We start from the raw sequence: 23,079 nt of genomic DNA, 5'->3' as shown, positions 1-23,079 counted from the left end.
CGCGACGCCGCCGAAATGCTTCGGGCCGGCGGGAACCGGTCGGCCCCTCCGGTTGTTCCCACGCGAAGGCATCCCCAATTCGCGAACGAGAGGATGCCGCACCGGCGGGAGGGGATAGAGATTTTCGCAAGAAAGCCCACTGCAGTCGTGGCCGGAGCGGTGTTTGCCGCTTTCGGCCTTTCGGCATGCGAGGGACCGCAATCGGCGTTCGGTGCCACCGGCGCCGACGCGATCCAGCTCGAGACCCTTTTCATCGTGATGCTGGTCGGGGCGGCGATCCTGTGGGTCGCGGTGAACGGTCTCTTCTTCTATGTCACCCGCGTTCATACCACGTCCATCTCGCGCCGCCTTGCCAACGGGGTGATCATCGGCGGGGGGATCGGGCTGCCGCTGGTGGTGGTCACCGCGCTGCTCGTCTACGGGCTTTCGATCATGCCGGATCAGCGCGCCGAAGGTGACGGACTCGTGGTCAAGGTCACCGGCGAGAAATGGTGGTGGCGCACCGAGTACCAGCCGCTCGCCGGCGCGCCGGTCGTTTCGGCCAATGAGATCCGCCTGCCCACCGGAAGCCGGACCACCTTCGAGCTGACCTCGGAGCGGGTGATCCATTCCTTCTGGATCCCCAAGCTCGGCGGCAAGATGGACATGTTTCCCGGCCGCACCACGGTGCTGACGCTGGAGCCGGTGACGCCGGGCATCTACAGGGGGCAATGCGCCGAGTTCTGCGGCGAGTCCCATGCGCTCATGGCCTTCAAGGCGGTGGTGATGGAGCCGGATGCCTTCGATGCCTGGCTCGAGGCGGAGGCCGCGCCCATCCAGGCCGATCCGCAAGCCCCCGGCGCGGAGATTTTCTTCGGCGAGGGCTGCGGCGCCTGTCACGCGCTGCGCGGGACGCAGGCCAACGGCGCCGTCGGTCCCGACCTGACCCATCTTGCCACCCGCGAAAGCCTTGCCGCGGCGGCCCTGCCGATGAACCGCGAGGCCCTCGCCAAATGGGTGCGCAATCCCGAGACATACAAGCCCGGCGTGAAGATGCCGGCCTATGACCATCTGAGCGACGAGGAGCTCGACACGCTCGCCGGCTGGCTGATGGAGCTGAAATGAGCAAGACCCGCACGCACCGGATCGACCGCCATACCGACCCCGAGGGACCCTATCCCCCCACCGAGGAGATGCTGGCCGAGCCGATCGACCCGGAGCTGCGCAAGGCGCAGGGCGAGCGGCTCAAGAAGGCCTGGGCCATGCCCAAGGGCTGGCGCTACATCAGTGCGGTGAACAACTCCGAAGTGGGCAAGTGGTATTCGCTGACCGCCTTCGGCTTCATGATCCTCGCCGGGATCATGTCGCTGATCATGCGGGTGCAGCTGGCCGTGCCCGAGAACGACTTCGTCTCCGCCGATCTCTACAACCAGCTCTTCACGATGCATGGCTCGGCGATGATGTTCCTCTTCGCCGTGCCGATGTTCGAGGCGATCTCGATCCTTTTGCTGCCGGGTTTCCTCGGCGCGCGGGACATGCCTTTCCCGCGCCTGTCGGCCTATGGGTACTGGGCCTTCCTGATCGGCGGGATCTTCGTGATGGGGTCGATCCTGTTCGGCGCGGCGCCCGATTCGGGCTGGTTCATGTACCCGCCCCTGGCCACGCAATCGGAGGGGATCGGCTCGGATGTCTGGCTGCTCGGCCTGTCCTTCATCGAGGTGGCGAGCATCGCGGCGGCGGTCGAACTCATCGTCGGAACGCTGAAATGCCGGCCCCCCGGGATGCGCGTCAATGTCATGCCGCTCTATGCGTGGTACGTGCTGGTCGTGGGCGGGATGATCCTCTTCGCCTTCCCGCCCCTGATCGCCGGCGATTTCCTCTTCGAGATGGAGCGCAGCTTCGACTGGCCGTTCTTCGATCCCACCCGCGGCGGCGATCCGATGCTGTGGCAGCACCTCTTCTGGATCTTCGGGCATCCGGAGGTCTACATCATTTTCCTGCCCTCGATCGCCATCGCGGCCATGGTCGTGCCGACCGCCGCGCAGCGTCCCATCGTGGGCTATTCGTGGATCGTGCTTTCGGCGGTGGGGACGGGCTTCCTGAGTTTCGGGCTCTGGGTCCACCACATGTTCACGACCGGCTTGCCCGCGCTCAGTCTGGGGTTCTTCTCGGCCGCCTCCGAAGCGGTGGTAATCCCGACCGGCATCCAGCTTTTCGCCTTCGTGGCGACGCTCATGGTCGGCCGGGTGAAGATGAGCCTGCCGATGCTGTGGATCGCCGGCGCGCTCGCCATCTTCACGGCGGGCGGGCTGACAGGCGTCATGATCGCCATCGCGCCCTTCGACTGGCAGGTGCATGACAGCTACTTCATCGTGGCCCACCTGCATTACACGCTGTTCGGCGGGATGGTCTTTCCGCTCATCGCCGGGATCTACTATTTCTATCCCTTCATGACCAAGAAGACGATGTCGGTGCGGCTCGGGCGCTGGGCCTTCTGGCTGCTCTTCACCGGGTTCAACATCACGTTCCTGCCGATGCACCTGACAGGGCTGAAGGGGATGCCGCGCCGCGTCTTCACCTATCCCGGCGATGTCGGCTGGGACTGGCTGAACATGATCTCGACGATCGGCGCGTTCATCGCAGCGGCCGGCTTCGCGGTCTTCGCCTACGATCTCCTGCGGCCCAAGGGGCGCCAGCCGAAGGCGCCGCGCAACCCGTGGAACGGCGGCACGCTCGAATGGAGCGCCGAGACCACCGATCACGGCTGGGGCTCGCGGTCGATCCCCTATGTCACGACGCGCTACCCCCTGTGGCAGCAGAAGGGGATCGTCGAGCGGATGGACGAGGGGCGCTATTACCTCCCCGATGCAGAGGAAGGCCTGCGCGAGACCCTCGTCACCTCCGTGATCGACGCCAAGCCGCTGCAAGTGATGCGCGTGACCGGACCCGCCTGGGTGACGCTCTGGGCCGCCGCCTTCACCGGGGGCGCCTTCATCCTGCCGACCTTCCACATCTATGTCCCGGCGATCATCTCGGGCGTGCTTGCGATCCTGTGCATCTGCTACTGGCTGTGGACCTCGACGGCGATAATTCCCGAGAAAACCAAGAAGGATGCGGGGCTCGGTCTGAAGCTGCCGATCTACATCTCGGGGCCCGGCGCGGCCGGCTGGTGGGGGGTATTCATCACCATGCTCGGTGATGCGACCGCTTTCGCCAGTCTCATCTTCGGGGTCTTCTTCTACTGGACCGCCTCGCCGGATTTCCCGCCCGAGGGAAGCATCCATGCCAACTGGATCGTGATGGCGGCGGCCGCCGCGCTGCTTACCGCGAGCTGGGGCGCGATGCTCGGATCGCGGCAGCTCAACATGAACGGGCGCGGGGACCTGGCCACGGCCTGCCTCGTGGCGGCGCCGCTGCTGGCGCTGGCGGGGATCGGCGCGATGATCCTGTCGGTCTGGCTGCCGGGGCTCGAGCCGACATCGCATGTCTACCCGGCGGTGATGTGGGGGCTCGTCGTGTGGACCTCGGCGCATGTCGGGGCCGGGGTGATCATGCAGCTCTACTGCCTGGCCGCGGTGATTTTCGGCAAGGTGACGCCGCGCTATGACGCGCCTTTGTGGAACGTCACGCTTTTCTGGCATTTCGTGATCCTGACCGTCCTCGTCACCGCTGCCGTGGTGGCCGCCCTTCCGAGGGTGCTGTGATGACCAGACGCGAGAATGTGGAGCGCCAGGAATTCGCCGAGGAACGCGCCAGCCTGTGGAAGCTGACGCTCGGTCCCGTCACCTGGGCCGTGCATTTCGCCGCGAGCTATTCGCTCACGGCGGTGTGGTGCGCCAAGCTCGCCGCGCCGCAGGACGATATCACCCTTCTGCGGCTGATCATCGGGGCGGGGACGATCGTGGCGCTCGTGGTGATCCTCCTCTTCGGGCTCTCGGCATGGCGGCAATGGAACTATACCCAGACCGGCCGGGCCACCCACGCCTTCGGCGACGCGGAAAACCGGCACGAGTTCCTCGGCCATGCCGCGACGCTGCTCTGCGGGGTCTCGTTCATCGGCACGCTCTACACCGCGATTCCGGTCCTCGTGATCGGAAGCTGCACATGACCGTCTCGCGCGCCCTTCTCGCCGGTGCCGCCCTCGCGGGGCTCGCCTTCGTGTGGGGCGGCGGTGCGGATTGGCTTGTGGGCCACGGCTTCGCCGCGCACATGCTGCGTCACAGCCTCATCGTCACCGGCATCGCCCTGGCCATCGCCGCGGCCCTCCCGGCCGGATGGCGCCGCGCCGTGCCGCCGGCGCTTGCCGGGGCGGTGATCGAGTTCATCGCGGTCTGGGGCTGGCACCTGCCGGCGCTGCACAGGCTCGCGGCCTCCCATCCCGCCTGGTTCGCGGCCGAGCAGGCAAGCTTTCTCATCGCCGGCCTGCTGGTCTGGGCCGGGGCGCTTCATGCCGCGCATCCTCTCATCGGTGCCGGGGCCCTGCTGCTCACCTCGATGCACATGACCCTGCTGGGCGCGCTGATGGTCCTGTCGCGCGCCGACATCTATGGCGGCCTTCACGGCACGCTGGCCGATCAGCAGCTCGGTGGATTGATCATGCTGGGCATCGGCACGCCGGTCTATCTGATCGGGGGGCTGTGGCTCACCGGCCTCGCACTCACCGAACGCAACGCAGCGGAGCCCAGCTGATGCGCATCGTCGCCAAGACCCTCCTCGTCCTCGCCCTTGTCGGCCTGATCGGCGCCGCCGCCGTCGTCGGTCTGGGCCTGTACAACGTCTCGGCGCGGCTCGGCCACGTGCCGGGGCTCAGCTGGGTCCTCAACACGACCTTCCGCAACTCGGTCGATCTCTATGCCCACGAGAGCGAGCCCGTCCCGCCGCTCACCGCCGATATGGTCTTGCTCGGCGCGCGCCATTACGACGCGGCCTGCAAGGTCTGTCACGCGCGCCCGGGCGAGGCGCGCAGCGCGACCTCGCTGTCGATGGTGCCGGCGCCCCCGCATATCACCGAGGCGGTCGAGGAGTGGAGCGCGAACGAGTTCCACTGGATCGTCATGGAGGGGGTGAAGATGAGCGGCATGCCCTATTGGCCGTCCGAGCGCAAAGACGAGGTCTGGGCGATGGTGGCCTTCCTCAAGGCGGTCCCGTCCATGAGCGCCGATGATTATCTCGCGCTGACGGCGATGCCGCGGATCGACATGCCGGATATCGCCGCGGCGGACAGCATCGCCTATTGCGCGGGCTGCCACGGCACCGACGGGCGCAGCGTCAGCGACGAGATCCCGCGCCTCGACATTCTCGGCTCGCAATACGTGCGCGCCGCGATGCAGTCCTATATCGATGGCACCAGGCAGAGCGGCTACATGGCACAGGCCGTGAGCGAGATCCCCTCGCGCCATCTCGAGGACGTGACCGCCTATTTCGCCGCGCTCCCGCCAGCGGGGGAGACGCCGGCGCGGCGCCCGCCGCCCCCCCGCGCCCCGGGCAGCTCGGAGGCCCCCGGCGCCGACATGCCCCGTTTCGTCAACACCCTGCCGAACACCAGGCCCGTCGAGACGCTCGATCCCCTGATCGAGGCGGGAAGGGCCCTCGCATTCGCCGAGAGCGGCAGCCGGGACGTGCCCGCCTGTGCCGCCTGTCATGGACCGAAGGCGGATCGGCGCAGCCCGGGCGGGCCGGAGATCGCCGGCCAGGGACGCGCCTATATCGCGGCACAGCTCGAAGCCTGGCGCGCGGAGCTGCGCGGGGGCGGCCCGCGCGCGAACCTGATGCGCGCGGCTGCCGAATTCCTCGAGGATGAGGAGATCGAAGCGCTGGCGGCCTATTACGCCTCCCTGGGGCCGGAGGCCTTGCGCGATGCGGCTCAGTAGAGCCCGTTGATCTCCAGCGGCAGGCGCTTCACCGCGCGCTTGCCAAGAAGGCTTTCGCCGGGAATGTTCGTCTCGGCGCCGCGCAGCCGCTCCAGCTTCGCGCGCGAGGCGGCGCGCACATCCTCCGGGCTCAGCAGGATCGTGGGCCGCAGGAACACGAAAAGCGTGCGCCGCGTCCCGTTCGCCGTCTGCGATTTGAACAGATTTCCCACCACGGGCACATCGCCCAAGAGTGGCACCTTGTTCTCGCTGCTCAGCTCGTTGTCGGTGATCAGGCCGCCAAGAACGATGGTGCCGTGATTGTCGGCCAGCACGGTGGTGTTGATGACCCGCGTGTTGGTCACGAGATCGGCCGCGCCCTCGACATTGGCGTTCACCAGCGAGGAGATCTCCTGCTCGATTTCGAGCCGGACAACGCCGCCTGCCGTCACCCGCGGCAGCACGTTCATGGTGATCCCGACATCGCGCCGCTCGATGGTTGTAAAGGGCGCGACGGTGTTCCCGTCGGTGGCGAAGCTGCCGGTGCGGAAGGGCACGTTCTGACCGACGACGATGGTGGCGGGCTGATTGTCCATCGTGGTGATCGAGGGGGTGGAGAGCAGCTTGGCCTTGTTGGACTGCGAAAGGGCCTGCACCAGTGCGCCGAAATCGCCGCCCTGCGATACCCCGAGCGACAGCCCCCCCGTCAGCACGTTCGCGCTCGACTGGCCGAGGGCCAGCAGGATCGATTGCAGCGACACGCCGGCATTCGAGAAAGACGTGGCGGCGATCCCGCCCGGGGGGGCGGCGTCGCCGAAGCCGAACTGCACCCCGAGCCGGTCGGCCACCTCGCCAGAGACTTCGACGATGGCCGCCTCGATGAGAACCTGCGCGCGGCGCTGGTCGAGCGAGGCGATGAGCGCCGAGGCTTCCTCGATCTGCCGGGCGGTGCCGCGCACCACGATCGCGTTCTGCTCGGTCGAGGCCTGGATCGAGACGTCCTGCGCCCCGGCCGGCGCCGGGGCCGGTGCGCCGCCCAGCGGGACGGTTCCGTCATCGGCTTGCGTCTCGACCGATTGGGCCACGGGGTTGGTCAGCTCGCCGCGCCCGGTCAGCGTCGCGCGGGCGATCTCGGCGAGCACCTCGGCATCGGCATATTGCAGGCGGATCACCCGCGTTCCGATATCCACGACACGCGCCGGTCGCGGTGCGATGTCGAGCGCGCCGGCAATGCGGCGCACCTCGGCGATGTCCTCGGCCGAGCCGCGCGCCAGCAGGGTGTTGGAGCCCGGATCGACGGAGAGCCGCGTGCCGGAGGTCTCGCCCAGGACCTGGACGATGGCCTGCCCCACGGAGGCGGCGTCGGCGTAGCGGAAGGTAATCACCTGGGCGCGTTGCTGCTCCTGCGTGTCGAAGGCGCGGGCGATCTCGATGATCCGTTCGACATTCTCGGCGGTGTCGGTGACGACGATGGAATTGGGATCGGCGAGGGCCTCGATATAGCCCGATTCGGCAATCAGGGGGCGCAGGACGCGTACCGCCTCGGGCGCGGCGAGCCGGTCCAGCGACAGCACCCGCGTCACCGTGTCCTGCGCGCCCGACAGCGCCAGCGGTCCGGTCGGCGCGCTCGATTTCGCCTGCGGCTCCGGGATTACCTGCCAGATCTCGCCGCTTTGCACCGCCACGAAGCCGCGCACCCTCAGCGCCGACTGGAACAGCGCCCAGACGCCGTCGCGATCGAGCGGCTTGGCCGCGACCACGGTGATCTCTCCCGAAAGCTGCGGATCGAGGATCAGGGTGCGCTCGGTGATCTGCGAGACCTGCTCGGCGAAAAGGGTGATCTCGGTGTCGCGCAGGTTGATGGTGAAGGTCTGCTCGGCCGCGCTTTCGGGAAGGCGCACCGTCACCTCGCCGCGGGAGCTTTCATCCGCCGCTTCCTGCGCCAGGGCGGGCAGCGGCAGCATCAGCGCGGCGAGCGGCACGCCGAGGGCGGCCAGAAGGCGCCGTGCGCGCCGTGGGTCCGCCGCTGCGGGCGTGGCGGCGCGGCATGCGGCATGCGGGAGGGGGATGTTGCGTTTCATTTCAGCGGAAAACTCATGGTGATCGTCTCATCGCCGCGCTCGACCTCGAGCCGTACCACGTCGGCGGCCGAGAGCCTGTCGAAGAGTTCGGTATCGTTTGCCACGTTTCCCACCTGCTCTCCATTGACCCGCGCCACGAGGTCGCCCGGACGCAGCCCCGCGAGCCTGACCCCGCTGTCATGCTTCTGTGCGATAACATATCCTTCGTCCGAGGCAATCAGCCCGATCGTATCGAGGACCTGCTGGGGGTTTGTCTGGATGCGTTTGCGCCACAGGCTGATGTAGTCATCGACCGTCTGCGGCCCGCTCCCGGCGGCGTCGGGCTCCTGGGCGGCCTGGGCATCGGCGAGAGCGCGCAGCCGGTCGAAGCCGCTGGGCGCATCGGGGGTCTCGGCCGTGTCGGGAACCTCCTCGGCGCCGAGCGTTTCCTCGCGGAAGGCAAGACGCCGCTCGCGGCCATCCTCGCTCAGCACGACGTGATCGGTCTCGATCCGGGCGAGAAGGGCACCGCCCGGCACCGGCTCGCCGGGGCGGTAGGACAGGGTGCTGTCCGGTCCCGAGATCACCGCGATCGAGCGGGCGGGATCGGCGGCCTGCACGATGCCCCTGAGCGTCAGGTCGAGCGCCGCGGCAGGGGCCTGGGCGGTTTCCTCGGCGGGCGGCGGCAGGGCGCCGAAGGGGGCGAGGGCGAGGATCGGCGCAATATCGACGGGCGGAGGCGCCGCCGCGCCGCCGGGCGCGGGGGCCTGGCGCGGCGCGGCGGGGGAGATGCGGCTTTCCCCCAGCATGTGCCAGGCGACGGGCGCGGCGAAGGCCGCGACCCCGCCCACGGCTCCCAGCAGGATGGCCGCGCGCAATGCGCCGTGAAGCCCGATCATCGCGTGCCCCCGGTATCGGCGAAGCCGAGCAGCGTCACCAGACCCGCGACCCCGCCGCGCGCATCCTCGCGCGGCCGGCCGACGGTCACGGTGACCTGTTCGAGATCGGGATCCTCGGTGGGGCGTCGTTCGGTCTCGATGGTCCATTCCTCGCCAAGCATGTCGGAGACACGGGGCGCCGGCAGCCCGAGTTGCACGGCCGCCAGGGTATTTTGCGCCACCCAGCGTGCGGCGCTGCGCTGCTCGAGCGCGCCGATCCGCCCGATATGCGTCTCGACGGCAGCCAGCAGCGTCATGGCGGAGGTCGCGAGGACCGCCATCGCGACGAGCGCCTCGATGAGGGTGAAGCCGGCATCGGTGGCCCGCCCGCTCATGGCGCAGCGGCCCCGGCGGCCGCATGGGCGCCGAAGCCGTCGTGCCGCACATGCCAGCCGTTCGTGCCGGGGCGCGCAAGTTCGAGGGTGAGCGGGCCGCCCGGCGCGGGGCGCGCGTCCGGCAAGATCGCGTAGGGGCTTTGGGTCTCGCCGGTGCTGCGCAGCGCAAGGCCGCCCGGCAGGGCGCGGCGCTCGGCCAGCAGGGGCTCGGGATGAAGCTCCCACCCCTCGGGGCCTTGCGCCGCGAATCGGTAGCTCTGCGCGTCCCATACCAGGAGCGCCGGAACCCCGGTGATCATGGCAAGCTCGCCCGCCCGGTTGAGGCGCGCGGCGAGTTGCCGAGCCTCGTCGCCTGCGCGCGGTGCTCCGAGGCCGCCGCCGATGGTGAGCGACAAGGCGCCGGCGAGCACGCCGATGATGGCGATGACCACCAGGATCTCGACGAGGGTGACGCCGGCATCGCCCTGCCGCGGGGCCGGCCGGAGGGGATGGCTACTGGCTGGCACTCGCCGCGCCATGGATGATGTCCGATGCGCTGCCCTCGCCGCCGGGCGCGCCGTCGGCGCCGAGCGAGACCAGATCGAAGCCGCCGCCGCTCTCGCCCGGCGAGCGATACGCATAGGGCGCGCCCCAGGGGTCGAGCGGAACCTGTTGCAGATAGCCGCCAGAGACCCAGTTCGGCGGCTCGGGAGGGCTCGTGGGCCGTTCGGCCAGCGCCTCGAGACCCTGCGCGGTGGTCGGGTAGGTGCGATTGTCGAGACGGTAGAGCTCGAGCGCCGATGCGATGGTGCGGATATCGGTGCGCGCGACCGTGGCACGTGCCTCGTCGGGCCGCCCGATCACGTTCGGAACGATCAAGGCCGCGACCACGGCGATGATCACCAGGACCACCATCATCTCGATCAGCGTCACGCCGGCATCGGCACGGCGCCGCGGGGCACCGGCACGCCTATCGGAACGTGCCGCGACGGGTCTGGAGGGGGCCTTGATCATGAAACTATTTACCTGCTCTATCCGTGATTAAGTGTCATAGATGACCGGAAGCCCTTATCAAAGGTGATTTGTTGAAACCCGATGCCGCTCCATCAAACGTGAACCCGCCGGACGGGGGCGCGGAGCCGCTGCAGGCCAGCGCGCCGCGCGTCACCGGAGCCGTGAGCGAGCCCGGCGGCGCCTCGCAAGGGGAGGGCGGCTCGGTCGTCGCCTTCGCGCGCACGCCGGTGGCCGCGGCGGCGGGGCCGCTCGTCATGCGCCTCGAACATGCGGCGGAGGCCGAGGGCCTTGGCCGCCCAAGGGTGGTGCCCGCCGAATGCGTGGGCCTCTTTTCCGTCGATCTGCCGGTGCGTGGGGCGGCACGGCGCCGCGCCGCGCTGCCTTTCGCGCTGGAAGAAGAACTGGCCGCGCCGCTCGACCGGCTTCATGTGGCGCTGGGCCCGGCGGACCCGCCGCCCACAAGCACCCGCGTGCTGGCCGCGGCGATCGAGCGCGAGACGATGGTCGCCGCCCAGCGATCGGGGGGCACCGGGCCGGTCCTGCCGGAGATGCTCGCGATCCCGCGCCCTGCCGCCGCCGAGACGGGCGGGCCGGCCTGGGCCGTCTGGCGCAGCGGCGCGCGCTGCGTGGTCCGTGTCTCCGACGGCACCGGCTTTGCCCTGCGCACCGACATGCTCGAACCCTTCTGGGAGCGGGCGGGCCGGCCGGCGATCACCAGCTTGGGCGAAGCCCTCCCGGGGGCCGTTCCGGCACGGGATGCCTCTTCGACGCCGCCGCCGCCCGATGAGGCCGATCTTGGCTTCGATCTGGCGCAAGGCGCCTTCGCCGAAGGGGTCTCCGACTGGGGCGCGACCGCCCGGATCGCCGCGTGGGCGGGCGCCGCGGGATTGAGCGCGGCCCTGCTTTTGCTGGCACTCGACGTGTCCGCCCTTGGCCGCCTGGCGCAAGACGAGCGCCAACGTGCGCAGCGAGCCGTCGAGGCGGTGCTTCCGGGGATCGCCGTCGGGCCGCAGACCGGGCCGGTTCTGGCGCGGCTGCAACCCGCGCCGCAGGCCCCGGCGCGCGGGACCTTCCTGCCGCTGCTGTCGCGAACCGCCGATGCCCTTCTGGACGAGACCCCGCCACCTTCGTTCCGCCGGCTCGCCTTCTCGGGCCCCGAGGAGCGGCTTACCGTTCTCGTGGAGGCAGGCGGGCTCGAGGCGTTGCAGGCGCTCGAACAGGCGCTGGGCGCGGCGGGGCTGGATGTCGCGAGCGGCGCGGCGACGGCCTCGGACGGTGCGGCGCAGGCCGAGTTCCGCATCACGCATGGCGGCGGCTCGTGATGGGCGCGCTGTCCCGCCTGACCGCGCGCGAGCGGCTCCTTCTGGCCGCCGGCGCGGCGGCGCTCGCGCTCTTTGCGGCCGTGCAGATGGTCTGGCTGCCGCTGCAGGAGCGCGCCGCCGTCCACCGGGGCGAGATCGCGGCCTATCTCGAGCTGACGGCCGCCGCGCGCGATGCCGCCGCGCGTCCCGCCCGACCCGCCCCGCCGCCCCCCCTCGAGCCCGCGGCGAGCCGCGTGACGCGCAGCGCCGAGGCCGCGGGCCTGACGCTGACACGGCTCGAGCCGCAGGCCGCCGGCGTGACGGTGCTGCTGGCGGAGGCGCGGTTTGCGCCGCTGGTCGACTGGCTTGCCGCGCTCGAGGCAGAGGACGGGTTGAAGGTCACGGCCGCCGAGATCGACCGGCGGCTCGAGCCGGGCAGCGTCTCCGCCAGGATCACGCTGGAGGGCGTGCGATGAGCCTGCCGCGCCTGTCCTACGGCTTTGCCAAGCGGCGGGGCATCGTGCTCGCCGAGCGGGAGGACGGAACGCCCGTCTGCCGGCATCTCGAACAGGCGCCGCAGGCCGCGCTCCTGGAGGCGCAACGCGTCGCGGCGCATGTGCTCACCTTCGAGACGGTCACGCGCGAGGCCTTCGAGGCCGAGCTGAACCGCACCTATCGCGACAGCGCCTCCGAGGCCGCGCGCGTCGCCTCCGAGGCCGACAGCGACCTGGCGAGCCTTGCCGACAGCGCCGCTTCCGTGGATGACCTGCTCGATCAGCGCGACGACGCCCCGGTGGTGCGCCTGATCAACGCGCTGCTGCTCGAGGCGGTGCGCGAGAAGGCGTCCGACATCCATATCGAGACCGAGGAGAGCCGGCTCGTCGTGCGCTTCCGCGTCGATGGCGAGCTGCGCGAGGTGATCGAGCCCAAGAGGGCGCTCGCGCCCCTGCTGGTGAGCCGGATCAAGGTGATGGGCAAGCTCGACATCGCCGAGAAGCGCCTGCCGCAGGATGGCCGGGTCTCGCTGCGCATCGGCGGCTTCGATCTCGACGTGCGCGTCTCGACGATCCCCTCGCAATATGGCGAGCGGGTCGTGCTGCGGCTTCTCGATCGCGGGCAGACCCGCCTCGGGATCGAGCACCTGGGCATGAGCGCGCCCGACAGGGCCGCCTTCGAGCGCATCCTGGCGCGGCCCGACGGCCTTCTGCTCGTGACCGGTCCGACCGGCTCGGGCAAGACGACCTCGCTCTATGCCGCGCTCGACCGGCTCAACGACAGGGCCACCAACATCATGACCGTCGAGGACCCGATCGAGTATTCGATGGACGGGGTCGGGCAGATGCAGGTCTCCGCGAAGACCGAGCTCACCTTCGCGCGGGGCCTGCGGGCTATCCTGCGCCAGGATCCCGACATCATCATGATCGGTGAGATCCGCGACCGCGAGACGGCGCAGATCGCCGTCGAAAGCGCGATGACCGGCCATCTCGTCCTCTCGACGCTGCACACCAACACCGCCGCCGGGGCGGTCGCGCGGATGACGGATATGGGGGTGGAGCGTTTCCTGCTCGCGCCGATGGTGCGCGGCCTCGTGGCGCAACGTCTTGTCAGGCGCCTTTGCCCCGAATGCCGCGTGCCGGATCATGCGAGCGCCGCGCAGTCGGAGCTGCTCTGGGGGCATCTTCCCGGGGGCGCGCCGATCTTCCGCCCCGTCGGCTGCCCCGCCTGTCACGGGCGGGGCTTTGCAGGGCGCCAGGCGCTCTACGAGGTGATCGAGGGCAATGCGGAGATCGAGCGCGCGATCAGCGAGGGGGTTCCGGAGGCGGAGTTGACGCGAATCGCCAGGCGCACCAGCCCGGGCATCCTGATGGACGGGATCGGCAAGATCGCCGAGGGCGTGACCACCGTCGAGGAAGTGGTCCGGGTGGTGCGCGACGAGAGCGGCCCGGCATCCGGCGCGGCGGAGGCCTGAGCCCGTGGCCGCCTTCGCCTATCGCGCGGCGGATGCGTCCGGGCGCACGCGCAAGGGCGTGATCGAGGCGGCGAGCGCCGCGGCGGCCCGCCAGCAGTTGCGCGCCGAGCAGCTCCTGCCGATTTCGGTGGAGCCGACGCGGGCGGCCCGCGGCGGCGGCGCGGCCACCGCCACTGCCGCACGGCCCGCGCCGCGCCTCAGGAGCGGCATATCGCAGCGCGCCCTCGCCCTCGTGACCCGGCAGCTCGCGACCCTGCTCGGGGGCGGCGTCAGGATCGAGGACGCGCTTCAGACCTGCGCGCGGCAAGCCGATGCGCCCCGCGTGGCCGCGATGCTGCTCAACCTGCGTGCCGCCGTCATCGAAGGCCGCTCCTTGGGGCATGCGCTCGGTGATTACCCGGCGGTCTTCGCGGGCTATTACGCGGCCACGGTGCGGGCGGGCGAGGCTTCGGGGCGGCTGGGGGAGGTGATGGACCACCTCGCCGATCACGTCGAGAACCGCGCCAAGAATCGCCAGACGGTCCAGCTTGCCCTGCTCTATCCCGCGCTGCTGGCGCTGGTCTCTCTCGGCGTGATCGTGGCCCTGTTGACTTTCGTCGTTCCCGACATCGTGCGCGTCTTCACCTCGCGCGGGGCCTCCCTTGCGGCCTCATCGCGGCCAGCGGCGCGTTGCAAAGCTACGGAATACCCGCGCTGGGGGTGGGTGTGCTTGCCGCCTTCGCGGCGCGCGCCGCGCTCGCGCGTCCCGCCGCGCGGCGCGCCTGGCACAGGGCGCTTGCGCGGCGCAATTTGCCAGCACCCTCGCCACCCTCACAGTCAGCGGCGTCGCCCTCACCGACGCCTTGGCGGCCGCGGAGGGCACGGTGGGAAACAGCTATATCAAGGAGCGTATCGCCGCGGCCTCGGCGCGGGTGCGCGAGGGAACGGGCCTGTCGGTGGCGCTGAGCGATGCGGGAGTCTTCCCGCCGATGATGATCGCCATGGTCGCGAGCGGCGAGCGCAGCGGAACCCTCGGGGCCAGCCTGACACGGGCCGCGGCCGATCAGTCGCGCGAGATCGACGCCTGGGTCGCGGCGGTGGTCGCGCTCGTGGAGCCGCTGGTGCTGCTGGTGATGGGGGGGATCGTGATGCTCCTGGTACTGGCGATCCTGCTTCCCATCGTCAATCTCAACAACCTCGTGGGCTGACCGGGCGCCCGGGCATGGGCGCTATAGGGGGTATTGCAATTCGATCGGCCCCCCGCGCGGCAGGCCGGGTACCAGCGCCGCGCCTTCGGGCTCGACCCGCAGATCAATGCGCTCGGCGCCGAGTGCGAGCCCGGCGAGCGGCGTATCGGGCGCCGTGTCCGCAGCGAAGCTGGCCGTGGCGCGCGCCCCGGACGTGCCAAGGGTGACCGTGCCCGCCGGAACCTGCATGGTCGTGGCGCCCGGACGGTTGCAGGTGCCATCGGTCACGCTGATCCGGCCCCCGGCGGAGGCGCCGCCGGGCCCGTGCGTGATCCGCACGCCGTGCAGTCCGGTCGTCAGAACGCAGGACAGATCGGCGCCGCTGCCCGCCAGCGCGAGCGCATCGGGGCCGAGGCGTCCGTCGAGGCCCGTGAGCCGCACCGCGCCGTTCGCGCCTGCGGCGAGCCTTCCGCGCGCCAGGCTCGCCGGTCCGCTGAGGACGAGGTCGGCGGCCAGCCGGCCGCGCAGCAACTCGGCCGGAACGAGCGTCCAGTCGAGCGCCAGCCCCCCCTCGAGATGCGCGCGTCCCTGCCACAGCCCGCCGGACAGGCCGGCTAGTTGTGGCGGAAGCGAAACCGCACGTGCTAGGCTTCGCGCCGGAGCGGTGGCGAGCAGGGCGATCGCGAAGACGAAAAGAGCGAAGCATGTCAGCACGAACACCCAAACGAGCCGGCGCGCGGGCCGCGCCTTTCGCCGGGCCGGCGGGACCGGAGGCGTTTTCGCGCCGGCATCTGCTGTTGCGCTCCTTGGGGGCATCGGCAACTCTCCTGCTGTCTGGATGCGGCGGACTTGGACGGGACGCGGAGCCGGCCCTTCCGACGCGAAGGGACGGGCGCACCGCGCTCTTGCTACCGCTGAGCGGTGGGCAGGCGCAGCTTGGCCGCAATCTGTCCCGAGCCGCAAGGCTTGCCGCGCCCGATCCGCAGAATGATCCCGAATTCACCTTCGCCGACAGCGGCACCGCGATCGACAGCGCGGTTCTCGCGGCGCGCGCAGCGGTGGCGGGAGGGGCGCGCATGCTGCTCGGCCCGCTTTTTGGCGCGCAGGCCGCCGCCGTCGCCCAGGCCGTCGGGCGGGACGTGCCCGTGGTCAGCTTCTCGAACGATGCCTCGCTCGCGGGGGGCGGCCTGTTCATCTACGGCGTCACGCCCGCGCAATCGGCCAGCGCGGTGCTGGGCTACGCGGCGGCGCGCGGCAAGCGGCGCATCACCGTGGTCGCCCCGCCGGGCGCGCTGGGCACGCAGGCGGCACGCGCGGCTGCAGAGGTGGCGCGGCGCACGGGGATCACGCTCGGATCGCCGGTGATCGCCGCTGGCGGGATCGCGGGTCCGGCCCTCCTGGCACAGGTGCGCGCGGCCTCGGGGGGGACTTTGCCGGACGCGGTCTACCTGCCGGCCGCCGGTCCGGAACTGCCTGCGCTGGCCAGTGCCCTGGGCGGCAGCGGGGTGCAGCTTCTGGGCTCCGCGCAATGGGCCTCCATCGACGCGCAATCCAACGCCGCGCTGCGCGGGGCTTGGTATGCCGCGCCCGACCCCTTGCGTTTCGATCCCTTCGCCGAAGCCTACCGCGAGGCGTTCGACGAAAGCCCCGGCATTCTGGCAGGTCTTGCCTTCGACGCGGTGGAGATGGCCCGCTATCTCGGGCGCGTCGGTGCGCAGGATGCCGCCGGGCTGACCCGGCCGGAGGGGTTCAACGGCATCCTCGGCCCCTACAGCTTCGCATCCGACGGCACCTGCCAGCGGGCGCTCGCGGTTCTGCAGGTCGAGCAGGGAGCCTTGACGCTGATCGGCGGCGCCGCCGGATGAAACGCCGACCGGCGCCCGGGTCCCAGATGCGCCGCGACGGGCAATCCGGCGTCACGCTGATCGAAATGCTGGTGGCGCTGGCGCTTTTCTCGATGATCGGGCTGGCCGGTTTCACGATGCTCAGGACGATCCTCGATGCCCAGGAGCGCACCGAAGGCCGGATGGAACGCCTCGCCCGGATCGACACCGCGCTGCGGCTTCTGGCAAGCGATGTGGAGACGGCGCGGCCCGGCAGCCTGTCATGGGATGGCGCCACCCTGACGCTGTCCTCGGAGGCCGGGGCGACGGTCTGGACCGCCGGCGAGGGCGGCACGCTGCGGCGCGGCCTTTCGGTGCCCGGAGCCTCGGAGCCCGACACGGCGCCGGAGCAGGAGGTGCTGGGCGGCGTGGCCGGGTGGGAGTGGCGCTTCATGGCGCCGGGCGATGCGGGGGAGCAATGGGTGCCGCTCTGGCCGCCCGAGACGGCGCAGGCCGAGCGGCCGGCGTCCCCGCGTGCCGCGCAGGCCGTGCTCAGCGTCGCGCTGGGCGCGGGGGGCACGGTGCAGGTGAGCCGCCTTCTGCTGCCCGTTCAGAGCCCGCCGCGATGACGTCCCGGCCACGGGAGGGCGAGCAGGGGATCGTCCTCGTCAATGTCCTGGTGATCCTGACGCTTGCGGCATCCGTCGTCTACCTGATGATCTCGACGCAGGATTTCGCGATCGAGGGGGTGCGGCTGAGGGCGTCGGCGGCGCAGGTGGATGCGCTGCTGAGCGGCGGCGAGCTTTCGGCGATCACCGCGCTCAGGCGCGACATGCGCACGGCTCCCGAAGCCGATCATCGCGGCGAGCCCTGGGCCGGCATCGCGCAGAGCGAGACCGTGCTTGCCGGGGGCGCGCGTTTCGCGCTGGAGATCGAGGATCTGCAGTCGCGCTATGACATCAACCGCCTCGCGGGACGCAACTTTGCCGATATCGCCTTCTTCGGGCGTCTAGCGGCTCTGGCGGGCCTGAGTCCGGAGCAGAGCGCTTCCATCACCGAGCTGGTGCGGGCAAGGAACGGGATCGCGGATATCGGCGCGCTGTCCGCCGCGGGGCTTGGGGCGGACGAGATCGCGCGGCTCGAGCCCTATCTCGTCGCCTTGGGCGGCGAGGGCCTCGTCAACCTCAACACGGTCGGGGCCGGGTTGCTGACCCTGCTGATCTCGAACCCGCCCGCCGCGGAACGCCTGATCCGGATCAGGGAGCGGCGCGGCGCGCTGCGCGACGACGATCTGGCCAATGTGGGGGTGGTGCGTCCGGCGCTCGCCGGCTGGACCTCGCAGGATTACAGGGTGACCGTGACGGCCGAACTCGACGGGCTGCGCCGCAGCCGGCAGAGCGATCTGCATCGCATCACTGAGCCCGCGCCCGGAGACGTGATCGTCACGGCCCGGCGCGCGGCGGCGCTGGATGTGGCGGCGCTGCCGGAGCCGGCCGCCGCCCGCGCGCTTCTTTCGCAATGACATTCCGGACATGAAAACGCCGCCCCCCCCCGGCAAGGGGAGGGCGGCGCCGGGCGGGCCATGACGGCCCGCATCAAGGGATCACCGATCAGAAATCGACGGGATCGGCATTCGGGGTCAGCGTCAGGTCGCCGCCCGAGACGGCGGACGGCCCGTCATTGGTCCCCGCACGGAAAGCGGTCGAGAAGGCGCTTCCGAAGGAGTTGGCGGCCCGGTCAACATCGGTCTGTGAGCCGTCGACGGTATCGGAGCTGTCGCAGGCTGCGAGCAGAAGCCCCGTTCCCATCAGCAAGGCTGTGGTCACACGCAGTTTCATGCAGTCCTCCTTAGTTCGAGTAGGAGCCGGGGATCGGCGTGTTCAGGTAGGGGAAGAAGTTGCCCAGCTGAGCGGCGCTGATCGGGGCACCATCGGTGAAGTTGGCCATGCCGACGGGGGCGTCTTCGGGCTTGCAGAAACCGAGGTTGATGTTGTCGTCATCGGTATCCTCGATGCCGGGATTGCCGGTCAGCTCCGCGCCCAGCGGCACGGGGTAGCACAGGCGGCCCATCACGACGCGCAGCGCGATGTCGACGACGTCGTCACCGGGACGGCGGCCGTTCGGGAAGCCGGCGATATCCTCGCCCAGAACGCCGAGATTCGACTGCTGGTTGCGGGGAGTGGCGGGAACCGCGGTGTTCAGGCGCATCATCTCGCTGGGCTGGAAGCTGTCGCCGGACGGTTTGTTGAACCCGTCGAAGCCGGTCAGGAACGCAGCGACAAGGTCATTGCGGGGGAAGTTGTTCGGGGCCAGCGTCTGGGGCAGGCCGAACTTGCCGCCGAAGAGGATCTCGATCAGTTCGGGAAGGGTCGGGTTGGTGACGTAGTCGATAAGAGCGCTATCGATGGTCGGCTGAGCGGCGTTGAAGAGGTTCTTGTCCTTCAGGCCGACAACGACTTCGTTGACCAGCGGCGCGGAAAGGCGCGATTGCTGGACATAGGCGCCGCCGAAGACCGAATCCTGCTCATAGCTGGGCGAGGGATCCTGCAGCTCGGCCTGCGGAACGCTGGCCGTGGTCCAGGCGCCGATGACGGCATCGGTGCCGTTGGTCAGGCAGGAGATCGGAACTTCGAGCGCGAGCGAGGTCACGTTGTGGGTTCCGACCAGGTCGTCATTGCTGCGATCCTGGGTGATGCCGCCGTTGAAGCCGCCGTCATCATCGGCGCCCGGAGCGCTGTCGCCTTCGATCGGCGCGAGGTTCACGAGGTCGAAGATCTCGCCAAGATTGACGGCGAAGGCCTCGGCACGCTGACCGGCGAAGACGCGGCCGGTCATGTTGCAGCCGGGGATGTCGACGTCATAGACGCGGGCATTGGCATAGGCCGCGTAGTCGGGAAGGGTCTTCTGGCCGATATTGTCGACCGGCTTTTCGAAGACGAGGTTCGACGTGCCGGCACGCTTGAGCGGGGCACCCGCGCCCGAGCGGCGATCGCCGGTGATACGCGTCACCTGGTAGGTCTCGCGCTCGTTGAGGCCGCCGATGTCGTTCTTGAAGATCGGCGCGAACTGGCGCAGCGGGATCGCGATGTCCTTCTTGTCGCCATCGGGACCGACGGGAAGCTTGAAACCCTCGCCGTTCATGATCAGATCATTGTCGAAGCGGAACTGGAAGGTAATGTCCTCGCGCGCGTCCCCATCGTTGTCGATGTGGATCTCGTAGACCGCGTCGGGGTCCATGGTGAAGTAGTTCGGGCCGCCATAGGGCTCCTGCAGCGGCTGGTAGTTCGCGATCAGGGTGACGTAGTCGGAACGGCCCTCCTGATAGCTGCGGAACATGTAAAAGTCGGTTCCATCCACCTTCGGGGTCTTGGTGATGGCAGGCGCTTCGCGGTGCGAGGACGCCCAGCCTGACATGGCGGTGGCCGACAGGGCCAGTGCCATCGTGGTGCCGAACACCATCGTCTTCCTATAAATCATTCTCGTCCCTCCTCTGAACGTCCTGAAACGCCGAGTGCGGATGACGCGGCGTCCAATTGCGTAGTCACGTTACGTACACGGGAAAGTTTCACGCTAATTTCGCATCCAGCGATAGAGCCTTCCGAACACCTTGTATTGATTATTATGTCATGCGTATAGCATTGTCTTTCACCTGAAATGACCTAGCGGAACCATGCCCGTTGGATCTTTCTGCATAGCGGCGCAGAGAGTAAGCATACGTGATGATACCGCTGTCTGCCTTCACCCTCGAATTGCTCGCCGGATTGCCGCTTGCCGCGGTGCTCGTGGCGATCGCGCGCATCGATCTGCGCAGCCGCAGGGTCCCCGACGCGCTGAGCCTGCCACTGCTGGCGGCGGGACTGATCCTGGCGCTGCTGACGGGGGCGTCCCTGTCCGATCACCTTGCCGGCGCGGTGCTGGGATGGGCGGTCTTCGCCGCGATCGGCTGGGCGTTCTGGCGGCTCAGGGGGATCGAGGGGCTCGGGCTGGGGGATGCCAAGCTTCTGGGCGCGGCGGGGGCCTGGCTGGGATGGCAGGCGCTGCCGGCGCTCGTCGCGCTCGCCTCCATCGGCGCGCTTGTCGCGGCGCTGATCCGGCCGAGGATGCGGCAGGGCGAGATCGCCTTCGCGCCCTTCCTCGGGGCGGCCTTCGCGCTCATGTGGGCGGCCCGGTTGGCGGTGCGCCAGGCCGGGGTAGGCTGAACGGTCAGGGTTTCGCCCCGATCTCCTCGGCGGTGCCGGCACCCGGCTCGAGACCGGCCGTCTCCAGCACCGCCGCCGCCATCAGGCGCTGTGCCTCCTCGGCCAGGAGACGCTCCGCGCCGGCGCCTTCGACCGGCACCCTGCCGCGTTCGAGAAAGAGCGGCGCGGCCATCGGCGAGACCCTGTCGAGGACGACGTGGTCGATGCGTCCCGCCGTGCGTGCCAGCATCTCCTCGATCCGCGAAAAGTCGACCAGTCCCTTGAACGCTTCCTCCCGCGTGATCCGCAGGAGAAGATGCTCCGGATCGTAGCGGCGCAGCGTGTCGTAGAGGATGTCGGCGGAGAAGGTCGCCTGCTTGCCGCTGCGCCTTTGCCCCTGGTGAACCCTGTCGACCAGTCCCGCGATGAGCGCGCTCGACTTGAAGGTCCGCTTCATCACCGCGTTGCCGGCAAGCCAGGTCTCGAACCCCTCGCGCAGATCACCGATCTCGAGCAGCGGCCCCGGATCCTCCACCGGGTCGAGCCCGGTGATCAGGACCGCGTAATCGGTGGCCACGAATCCCAGCGGGTGCAGGCCAAGCCGTTCCATCCGCGCGGTAAGCAGCAGTCCCAGCGTCTGCATCGCGTTGCGTCCCGCGAAACCGTAGATGCAGGTATGCGCCCGCTGATCATGCGGAAAACTCTCGATCAGGAGACGTTCGTCGCTTGGCATGAGGGAGCGGGCGCGCTGCAGCCGCAGCCAGCGTCGCGCATGCTCTGGCAGGTCGGGCCAGTCGGGCTGGTTCAGCAGGCGCGAGACCCGGCTTGCCAATTGCGTCGTCATGCCGAATTTCATACCGGCATAGGTGGCGATTCTGGGTTGCCGATTGGGGCGGGGGCTGACCTCGACGATCATCTCGCGCAGGCCCTCGTAGCGCACCACCTTGCCGCCGATCAGGAAGGTGTCGTCCTTGTTGAGCGTGGCGGCGAAGCCTTCCTCCACCTCGCCCAAGGGCGCGCCGCCACGGCCCTTCAGGCGGACCTTCAGCATTTCGGAATCGATGATCGTGCCGATGTTCATCCTGATGCGCTGCGCGGCGCGCGGATCACGCAGCTGCCATTTGCCATCGCGCTCCAGAAGGCGCTGCCAGCGGTCATAGGCCTTCAGGGCATATCCCCCCGTGGCCACGAAATCGAGGCAGTCGTCGAACATCGCCCGCGTGGTGTTCTCGTAGCCGCCGGCAGTGCGGATCTCGGCCAGGAGCTCCGCGGCTTCGAAGGGGCCGGCGCAGGCGCGGATGGCGATATGCTGGCACAGGACGTCGCGCGGGCCGTCGCCGCGCGGGGCCCCGTCGAGATCGCGTTCGAGCACCGCCTCGAGCGCGGCGACGCATTCCACGAGCTCGAACCGGTTCGCAGGGATCAAAAGCGCCTTCGACGGCGCGTTGTAGCGGTGGTTGGCCCGCCCGATCCGCTGCACCAGACGTTTGACATGTTTCGGCGCGCCCACCTGGATGACCAGGTCGACATTGCCCCAGTCGATGCCGAGATCGAGACTGCCGGTGGCCACGATCGCGCGAAGCTCGCCGCGAACCATCGCCTGCTCGACCCGGGAGCGCTGCTCTCGCGACAGGGAGCCATGATGGATGCCGATCGGCAAGGCGTCCTCGTTGGCGAGCCACAGGTTGTGAAAGAAGATCTCCGCCTGCGCGCGGGTGTTGTGGAAGATCAGCGTCGTCTTGTGAGCGCGCACCTGCTCGAGCACGTCCGCGATCGCGTAGCTGCCGCCGGCGCCGGCCCAGGGAGGGGAGACCGCGGTTTGCAGGATCGAGATATCCGGGTCCGGGCCGGGATCGGCATGGACGATCTCGCAGGGATCGGGATTGCGCGCGAGGAAGCCCGCGATCGCGCCCGGATCCTCGACGGTGGCCGACAGGCCGACCCGCCGCAGCCCCGGCACGATCGCCTGGAGCCGGGACAGGGCGAGAACGAGCTGATCGCCGCGCTTGGATTCGGCAAGGGCGTGGATCTCGTCGACGATGATGCGCTTGAGCCCGGCGAAAAGCCGCGGCGCATCCTCGTAGCTGAGCATCAGGGCGAGGCTTTCGGGCGTGGTCAGCAGGATATGGGGTGGATCGGCCCTCTGGCGCCGGCGCCGGGCCGAGCTGGTATCGCCCGTGCGGTCCTCGATCCTGATCGGCAAGCCCATCTGCTCCACCGGGCCGGTGAGGTTGCGCTTGATGTCGCTGGCCAGCGCCTTGAGCGGCGAGACATAGAGAGTGTGCAGGCCCTCATGTTCGCCCGATCGCAGCTCCAGCAGGCTCGGCAGGAAGCCCGCGAGCGTCTTGCCGCCACCCGTCGGCGCGATCAGCAGAAGCGCGGGCGCTTCGGCGCGGTCCATCATCTCCGCCTGATGCGGATGCAGATGCCAGCCGCGTTCGGCGAACCAGGTGTCGAAGGGAGGAGGAAGCGCACTCATCCCCCTCAG

At 69.6% G+C, this 23,079-nt stretch carries 22 protein-coding genes and 1 pseudogene; 14 read left to right on the top strand and 9 right to left on the bottom strand.

Annotated elements, in window-relative coordinates:
• The first annotated feature begins 147 nt into the window (after positions 1–147).
• Genes PMES_RS09580 through PMES_RS09560 form a run of 5 tightly spaced genes read left to right on the top strand, consistent with a single transcriptional unit; the run spans position 148 to position 5,849 of the window.
• Positions 148–1,104: a cytochrome c oxidase subunit II gene (locus PMES_RS09580; RefSeq protein WP_236549761.1), complete on the top strand. Its 957-nt coding sequence runs from the start codon at positions 148–150 to the stop codon at positions 1,102–1,104.
• A complete protein-coding gene (gene ctaD / locus PMES_RS09575) occupies positions 1,101–3,683 on the top strand; it encodes a cytochrome c oxidase subunit I (protein WP_159965487.1) in 2,583 nt (860 codons plus the stop codon). The genes PMES_RS09580 and ctaD overlap by 4 nt, the downstream gene beginning before the upstream one ends.
• A complete protein-coding gene (locus tag PMES_RS09570) occupies positions 3,683–4,087 on the top strand; it encodes a tetratricopeptide repeat protein (protein ID WP_236549760.1) in 405 nt (134 codons plus the stop codon). The genes ctaD and PMES_RS09570 overlap by 1 nt, the downstream gene beginning before the upstream one ends.
• A complete protein-coding gene (locus tag PMES_RS09565) occupies positions 4,084–4,668 on the top strand; it encodes a cytochrome c oxidase assembly protein (protein WP_159965485.1) in 585 nt (194 codons plus the stop codon). Before PMES_RS09570 ends, PMES_RS09565 begins: the two co-directional genes overlap by 4 nt.
• Positions 4,668–5,849 (top strand): c-type cytochrome, encoded by a 1,182-nt coding sequence (locus PMES_RS09560; protein WP_159965484.1) that lies wholly within the window; start codon positions 4,668–4,670, stop codon positions 5,847–5,849. The genes PMES_RS09565 and PMES_RS09560 overlap by 1 nt, the downstream gene beginning before the upstream one ends.
• Here the strand turns inward: PMES_RS09560 and gspD are convergent.
• Genes gspD through gspG form a run of 5 tightly spaced genes read right to left on the bottom strand, consistent with a single transcriptional unit; the run spans position 5,843 to position 10,154 of the window.
• Complete coding sequence (gspD, locus tag PMES_RS09555) at positions 5,843–7,909, bottom strand: type II secretion system secretin GspD (protein ID WP_236549759.1); 2,067 nt, start codon at positions 7,907–7,909, stop codon at positions 5,843–5,845. The two genes, PMES_RS09560 and gspD, sit on opposite strands and share 7 nt — an antisense overlap.
• Complete coding sequence (locus tag PMES_RS09550; RefSeq protein WP_159965483.1) at positions 7,906–8,787, bottom strand: type II secretion system protein N; 882 nt, start codon at positions 8,785–8,787, stop codon at positions 7,906–7,908. Before PMES_RS09550 ends, gspD begins: the two co-directional genes overlap by 4 nt.
• Entirely contained in the window at positions 8,784–9,161 is a 378-nt protein-coding gene (gene gspI / locus PMES_RS09545; protein WP_159965482.1) for a type II secretion system minor pseudopilin GspI, read from the bottom strand. The genes PMES_RS09550 and gspI overlap by 4 nt, the downstream gene beginning before the upstream one ends.
• Positions 9,158–9,667: a prepilin-type N-terminal cleavage/methylation domain-containing protein gene (locus tag PMES_RS09540; protein ID WP_159965481.1), complete on the bottom strand. Its 510-nt coding sequence runs from the start codon at positions 9,665–9,667 to the stop codon at positions 9,158–9,160. The genes gspI and PMES_RS09540 overlap by 4 nt, the downstream gene beginning before the upstream one ends.
• Positions 9,654–10,154 (bottom strand): type II secretion system major pseudopilin GspG, encoded by a 501-nt coding sequence (gene gspG / locus PMES_RS09535; RefSeq protein WP_159965480.1) that lies wholly within the window; start codon positions 10,152–10,154, stop codon positions 9,654–9,656. The genes PMES_RS09540 and gspG overlap by 14 nt, the downstream gene beginning before the upstream one ends.
• Positions 10,155–10,225: 71 nt before the next feature.
• On the opposite strand from gspG, the gene gspL reads away from it, so the two are divergent.
• From gspL to PMES_RS16925, 5 genes and pseudogenes are all read left to right on the top strand, one after another.
• Positions 10,226–11,476 carry a type II secretion system protein GspL gene (gene gspL / locus PMES_RS09530; RefSeq protein ID WP_159965479.1) on the top strand — a complete coding sequence of 417 codons (1,251 nt, stop codon included), beginning with the start codon at positions 10,226–10,228 and terminating at the stop codon, positions 11,474–11,476.
• Positions 11,476–11,931 (top strand): type II secretion system protein M, encoded by a 456-nt coding sequence (locus PMES_RS09525; protein WP_159965478.1) that lies wholly within the window; start codon positions 11,476–11,478, stop codon positions 11,929–11,931. The genes gspL and PMES_RS09525 overlap by 1 nt, the downstream gene beginning before the upstream one ends.
• Positions 11,928–13,424, top strand: coding sequence for a GspE/PulE family protein (locus PMES_RS09520; RefSeq protein WP_159965477.1), 1,497 nt, complete (start codon positions 11,928–11,930; stop codon positions 13,422–13,424). Before PMES_RS09525 ends, PMES_RS09520 begins: the two co-directional genes overlap by 4 nt.
• A gap of 4 nt (positions 13,425–13,428) precedes the next feature.
• A pseudogene (locus PMES_RS16930) lies at positions 13,429–13,968 on the top strand (type II secretion system F family protein); the annotation flags it as partial.
• Positions 13,969–14,065: 97 nt separating this feature from the next.
• Complete coding sequence (locus PMES_RS16925; RefSeq protein WP_201288984.1) at positions 14,066–14,611, top strand: type II secretion system F family protein; 546 nt, start codon at positions 14,066–14,068, stop codon at positions 14,609–14,611.
• Positions 14,612–14,632: 21 nt separating this feature from the next.
• On the opposite strand, the gene gspN is transcribed toward PMES_RS16925, so the two are convergent.
• Entirely contained in the window at positions 14,633–15,310 is a 678-nt protein-coding gene (gspN, locus tag PMES_RS09510; RefSeq protein ID WP_159965476.1) for a type II secretion system protein N, read from the bottom strand.
• Between gspN and PMES_RS09505 the strand changes: the two genes are divergently transcribed.
• From PMES_RS09505 to PMES_RS09495, 3 genes are read left to right on the top strand one after another with little or no spacing between them, the layout of a single operon-like run.
• Positions 15,295–16,455, top strand: coding sequence for a penicillin-binding protein activator (locus PMES_RS09505; RefSeq protein ID WP_159965475.1), 1,161 nt, complete (start codon positions 15,295–15,297; stop codon positions 16,453–16,455). The genes gspN and PMES_RS09505 overlap by 16 nt on opposite strands.
• A complete protein-coding gene (locus PMES_RS09500; RefSeq protein ID WP_159965474.1) occupies positions 16,452–17,042 on the top strand; it encodes a prepilin-type N-terminal cleavage/methylation domain-containing protein in 591 nt (196 codons plus the stop codon). Before PMES_RS09505 ends, PMES_RS09500 begins: the two co-directional genes overlap by 4 nt.
• The gene (locus tag PMES_RS09495) at positions 17,039–17,935 is read left to right on the top strand and encodes a type II secretion system minor pseudopilin (RefSeq protein ID WP_159965473.1); all 897 of its coding nucleotides are present in this window, start codon (positions 17,039–17,041) and stop codon (positions 17,933–17,935) included. The genes PMES_RS09500 and PMES_RS09495 overlap by 4 nt, the downstream gene beginning before the upstream one ends.
• 88 nt (positions 17,936–18,023) lie before the next feature.
• On the opposite strand, the gene PMES_RS09490 is transcribed toward PMES_RS09495, so the two are convergent.
• Together PMES_RS09490 and PMES_RS09485 are read right to left on the bottom strand one after the other, a co-directional pair.
• Entirely contained in the window at positions 18,024–18,251 is a 228-nt protein-coding gene (locus tag PMES_RS09490) for a hypothetical protein (RefSeq protein WP_159965472.1), read from the bottom strand.
• A 10-nt stretch (positions 18,252–18,261) separates the two neighbouring features.
• Positions 18,262–19,890, bottom strand: coding sequence for a DUF4331 domain-containing protein (locus PMES_RS09485; protein WP_201288983.1), 1,629 nt, complete (start codon positions 19,888–19,890; stop codon positions 18,262–18,264).
• Between the two features lie 242 nt (positions 19,891–20,132).
• Between PMES_RS09485 and PMES_RS09480 the strand changes: the two genes are divergently transcribed.
• Entirely contained in the window at positions 20,133–20,612 is a 480-nt protein-coding gene (locus PMES_RS09480) for a prepilin peptidase (RefSeq protein ID WP_159965471.1), read from the top strand.
• Positions 20,613–20,616: 4 nt separating this feature from the next.
• Here the strand turns inward: PMES_RS09480 and PMES_RS09475 are convergent, their stop codons facing one another.
• Positions 20,617–23,070, bottom strand: a complete 2,454-nt coding sequence (locus tag PMES_RS09475; protein ID WP_159965520.1) for a ligase-associated DNA damage response DEXH box helicase — start codon at positions 23,068–23,070, stop codon at positions 20,617–20,619.
• Between the last annotated feature and the right edge of the window lie 9 nt (positions 23,071–23,079).

This window comes from Profundibacterium mesophilum KAUST100406-0324, assembly GCF_009835145.1.
GTDB lineage: Bacteria > Pseudomonadota > Alphaproteobacteria > Rhodobacterales > Rhodobacteraceae > Profundibacterium > Profundibacterium mesophilum.
Note: the sequence above shows the minus strand (reverse complement) of the source record. Positions and strands in the feature narration are given on the sequence as shown.

Coding starts and splice junctions, on each gene's coding strand:
- ctaD (WP_159965487.1), top strand. CDS start 1,101: ATGAGCAAGACCCGCACGCACCGGATCGACCGCCATACCGACCCCGAG.
- PMES_RS09570 (WP_236549760.1), top strand. CDS start 3,683: ATGACCAGACGCGAGAATGTGGAGCGCCAGGAATTCGCCGAGGAACGC.
- PMES_RS09565 (WP_159965485.1), top strand. CDS start 4,084: ATGACCGTCTCGCGCGCCCTTCTCGCCGGTGCCGCCCTCGCGGGGCTC.
- PMES_RS09560 (WP_159965484.1), top strand. CDS start 4,668: ATGCGCATCGTCGCCAAGACCCTCCTCGTCCTCGCCCTTGTCGGCCTG.
- gspD (WP_236549759.1), bottom strand. CDS start 7,909: ATGAAACGCAACATCCCCCTCCCGCATGCCGCATGCCGCGCCGCCACG.
- PMES_RS09550 (WP_159965483.1), bottom strand. CDS start 8,787: ATGATCGGGCTTCACGGCGCATTGCGCGCGGCCATCCTGCTGGGAGCC.
- gspI (WP_159965482.1), bottom strand. CDS start 9,161: ATGAGCGGGCGGGCCACCGATGCCGGCTTCACCCTCATCGAGGCGCTC.
- gspG (WP_159965480.1), bottom strand. CDS start 10,154: ATGATCAAGGCCCCCTCCAGACCCGTCGCGGCACGTTCCGATAGGCGT.
- PMES_RS09525 (WP_159965478.1), top strand. CDS start 11,476: ATGGGCGCGCTGTCCCGCCTGACCGCGCGCGAGCGGCTCCTTCTGGCC.
- PMES_RS09520 (WP_159965477.1), top strand. CDS start 11,928: ATGAGCCTGCCGCGCCTGTCCTACGGCTTTGCCAAGCGGCGGGGCATC.
- PMES_RS09505 (WP_159965475.1), top strand. CDS start 15,295: ATGTCAGCACGAACACCCAAACGAGCCGGCGCGCGGGCCGCGCCTTTC.
- PMES_RS09500 (WP_159965474.1), top strand. CDS start 16,452: ATGAAACGCCGACCGGCGCCCGGGTCCCAGATGCGCCGCGACGGGCAA.
- PMES_RS09495 (WP_159965473.1), top strand. CDS start 17,039: ATGACGTCCCGGCCACGGGAGGGCGAGCAGGGGATCGTCCTCGTCAAT.
- PMES_RS09490 (WP_159965472.1), bottom strand. CDS start 18,251: ATGAAACTGCGTGTGACCACAGCCTTGCTGATGGGAACGGGGCTTCTG.
- PMES_RS09485 (WP_201288983.1), bottom strand. CDS start 19,890: ATGATTTATAGGAAGACGATGGTGTTCGGCACCACGATGGCACTGGCC.
- PMES_RS09480 (WP_159965471.1), top strand. CDS start 20,133: ATGATACCGCTGTCTGCCTTCACCCTCGAATTGCTCGCCGGATTGCCG.
- PMES_RS09475 (WP_159965520.1), bottom strand. CDS start 23,070: ATGAGTGCGCTTCCTCCTCCCTTCGACACCTGGTTCGCCGAACGCGGC.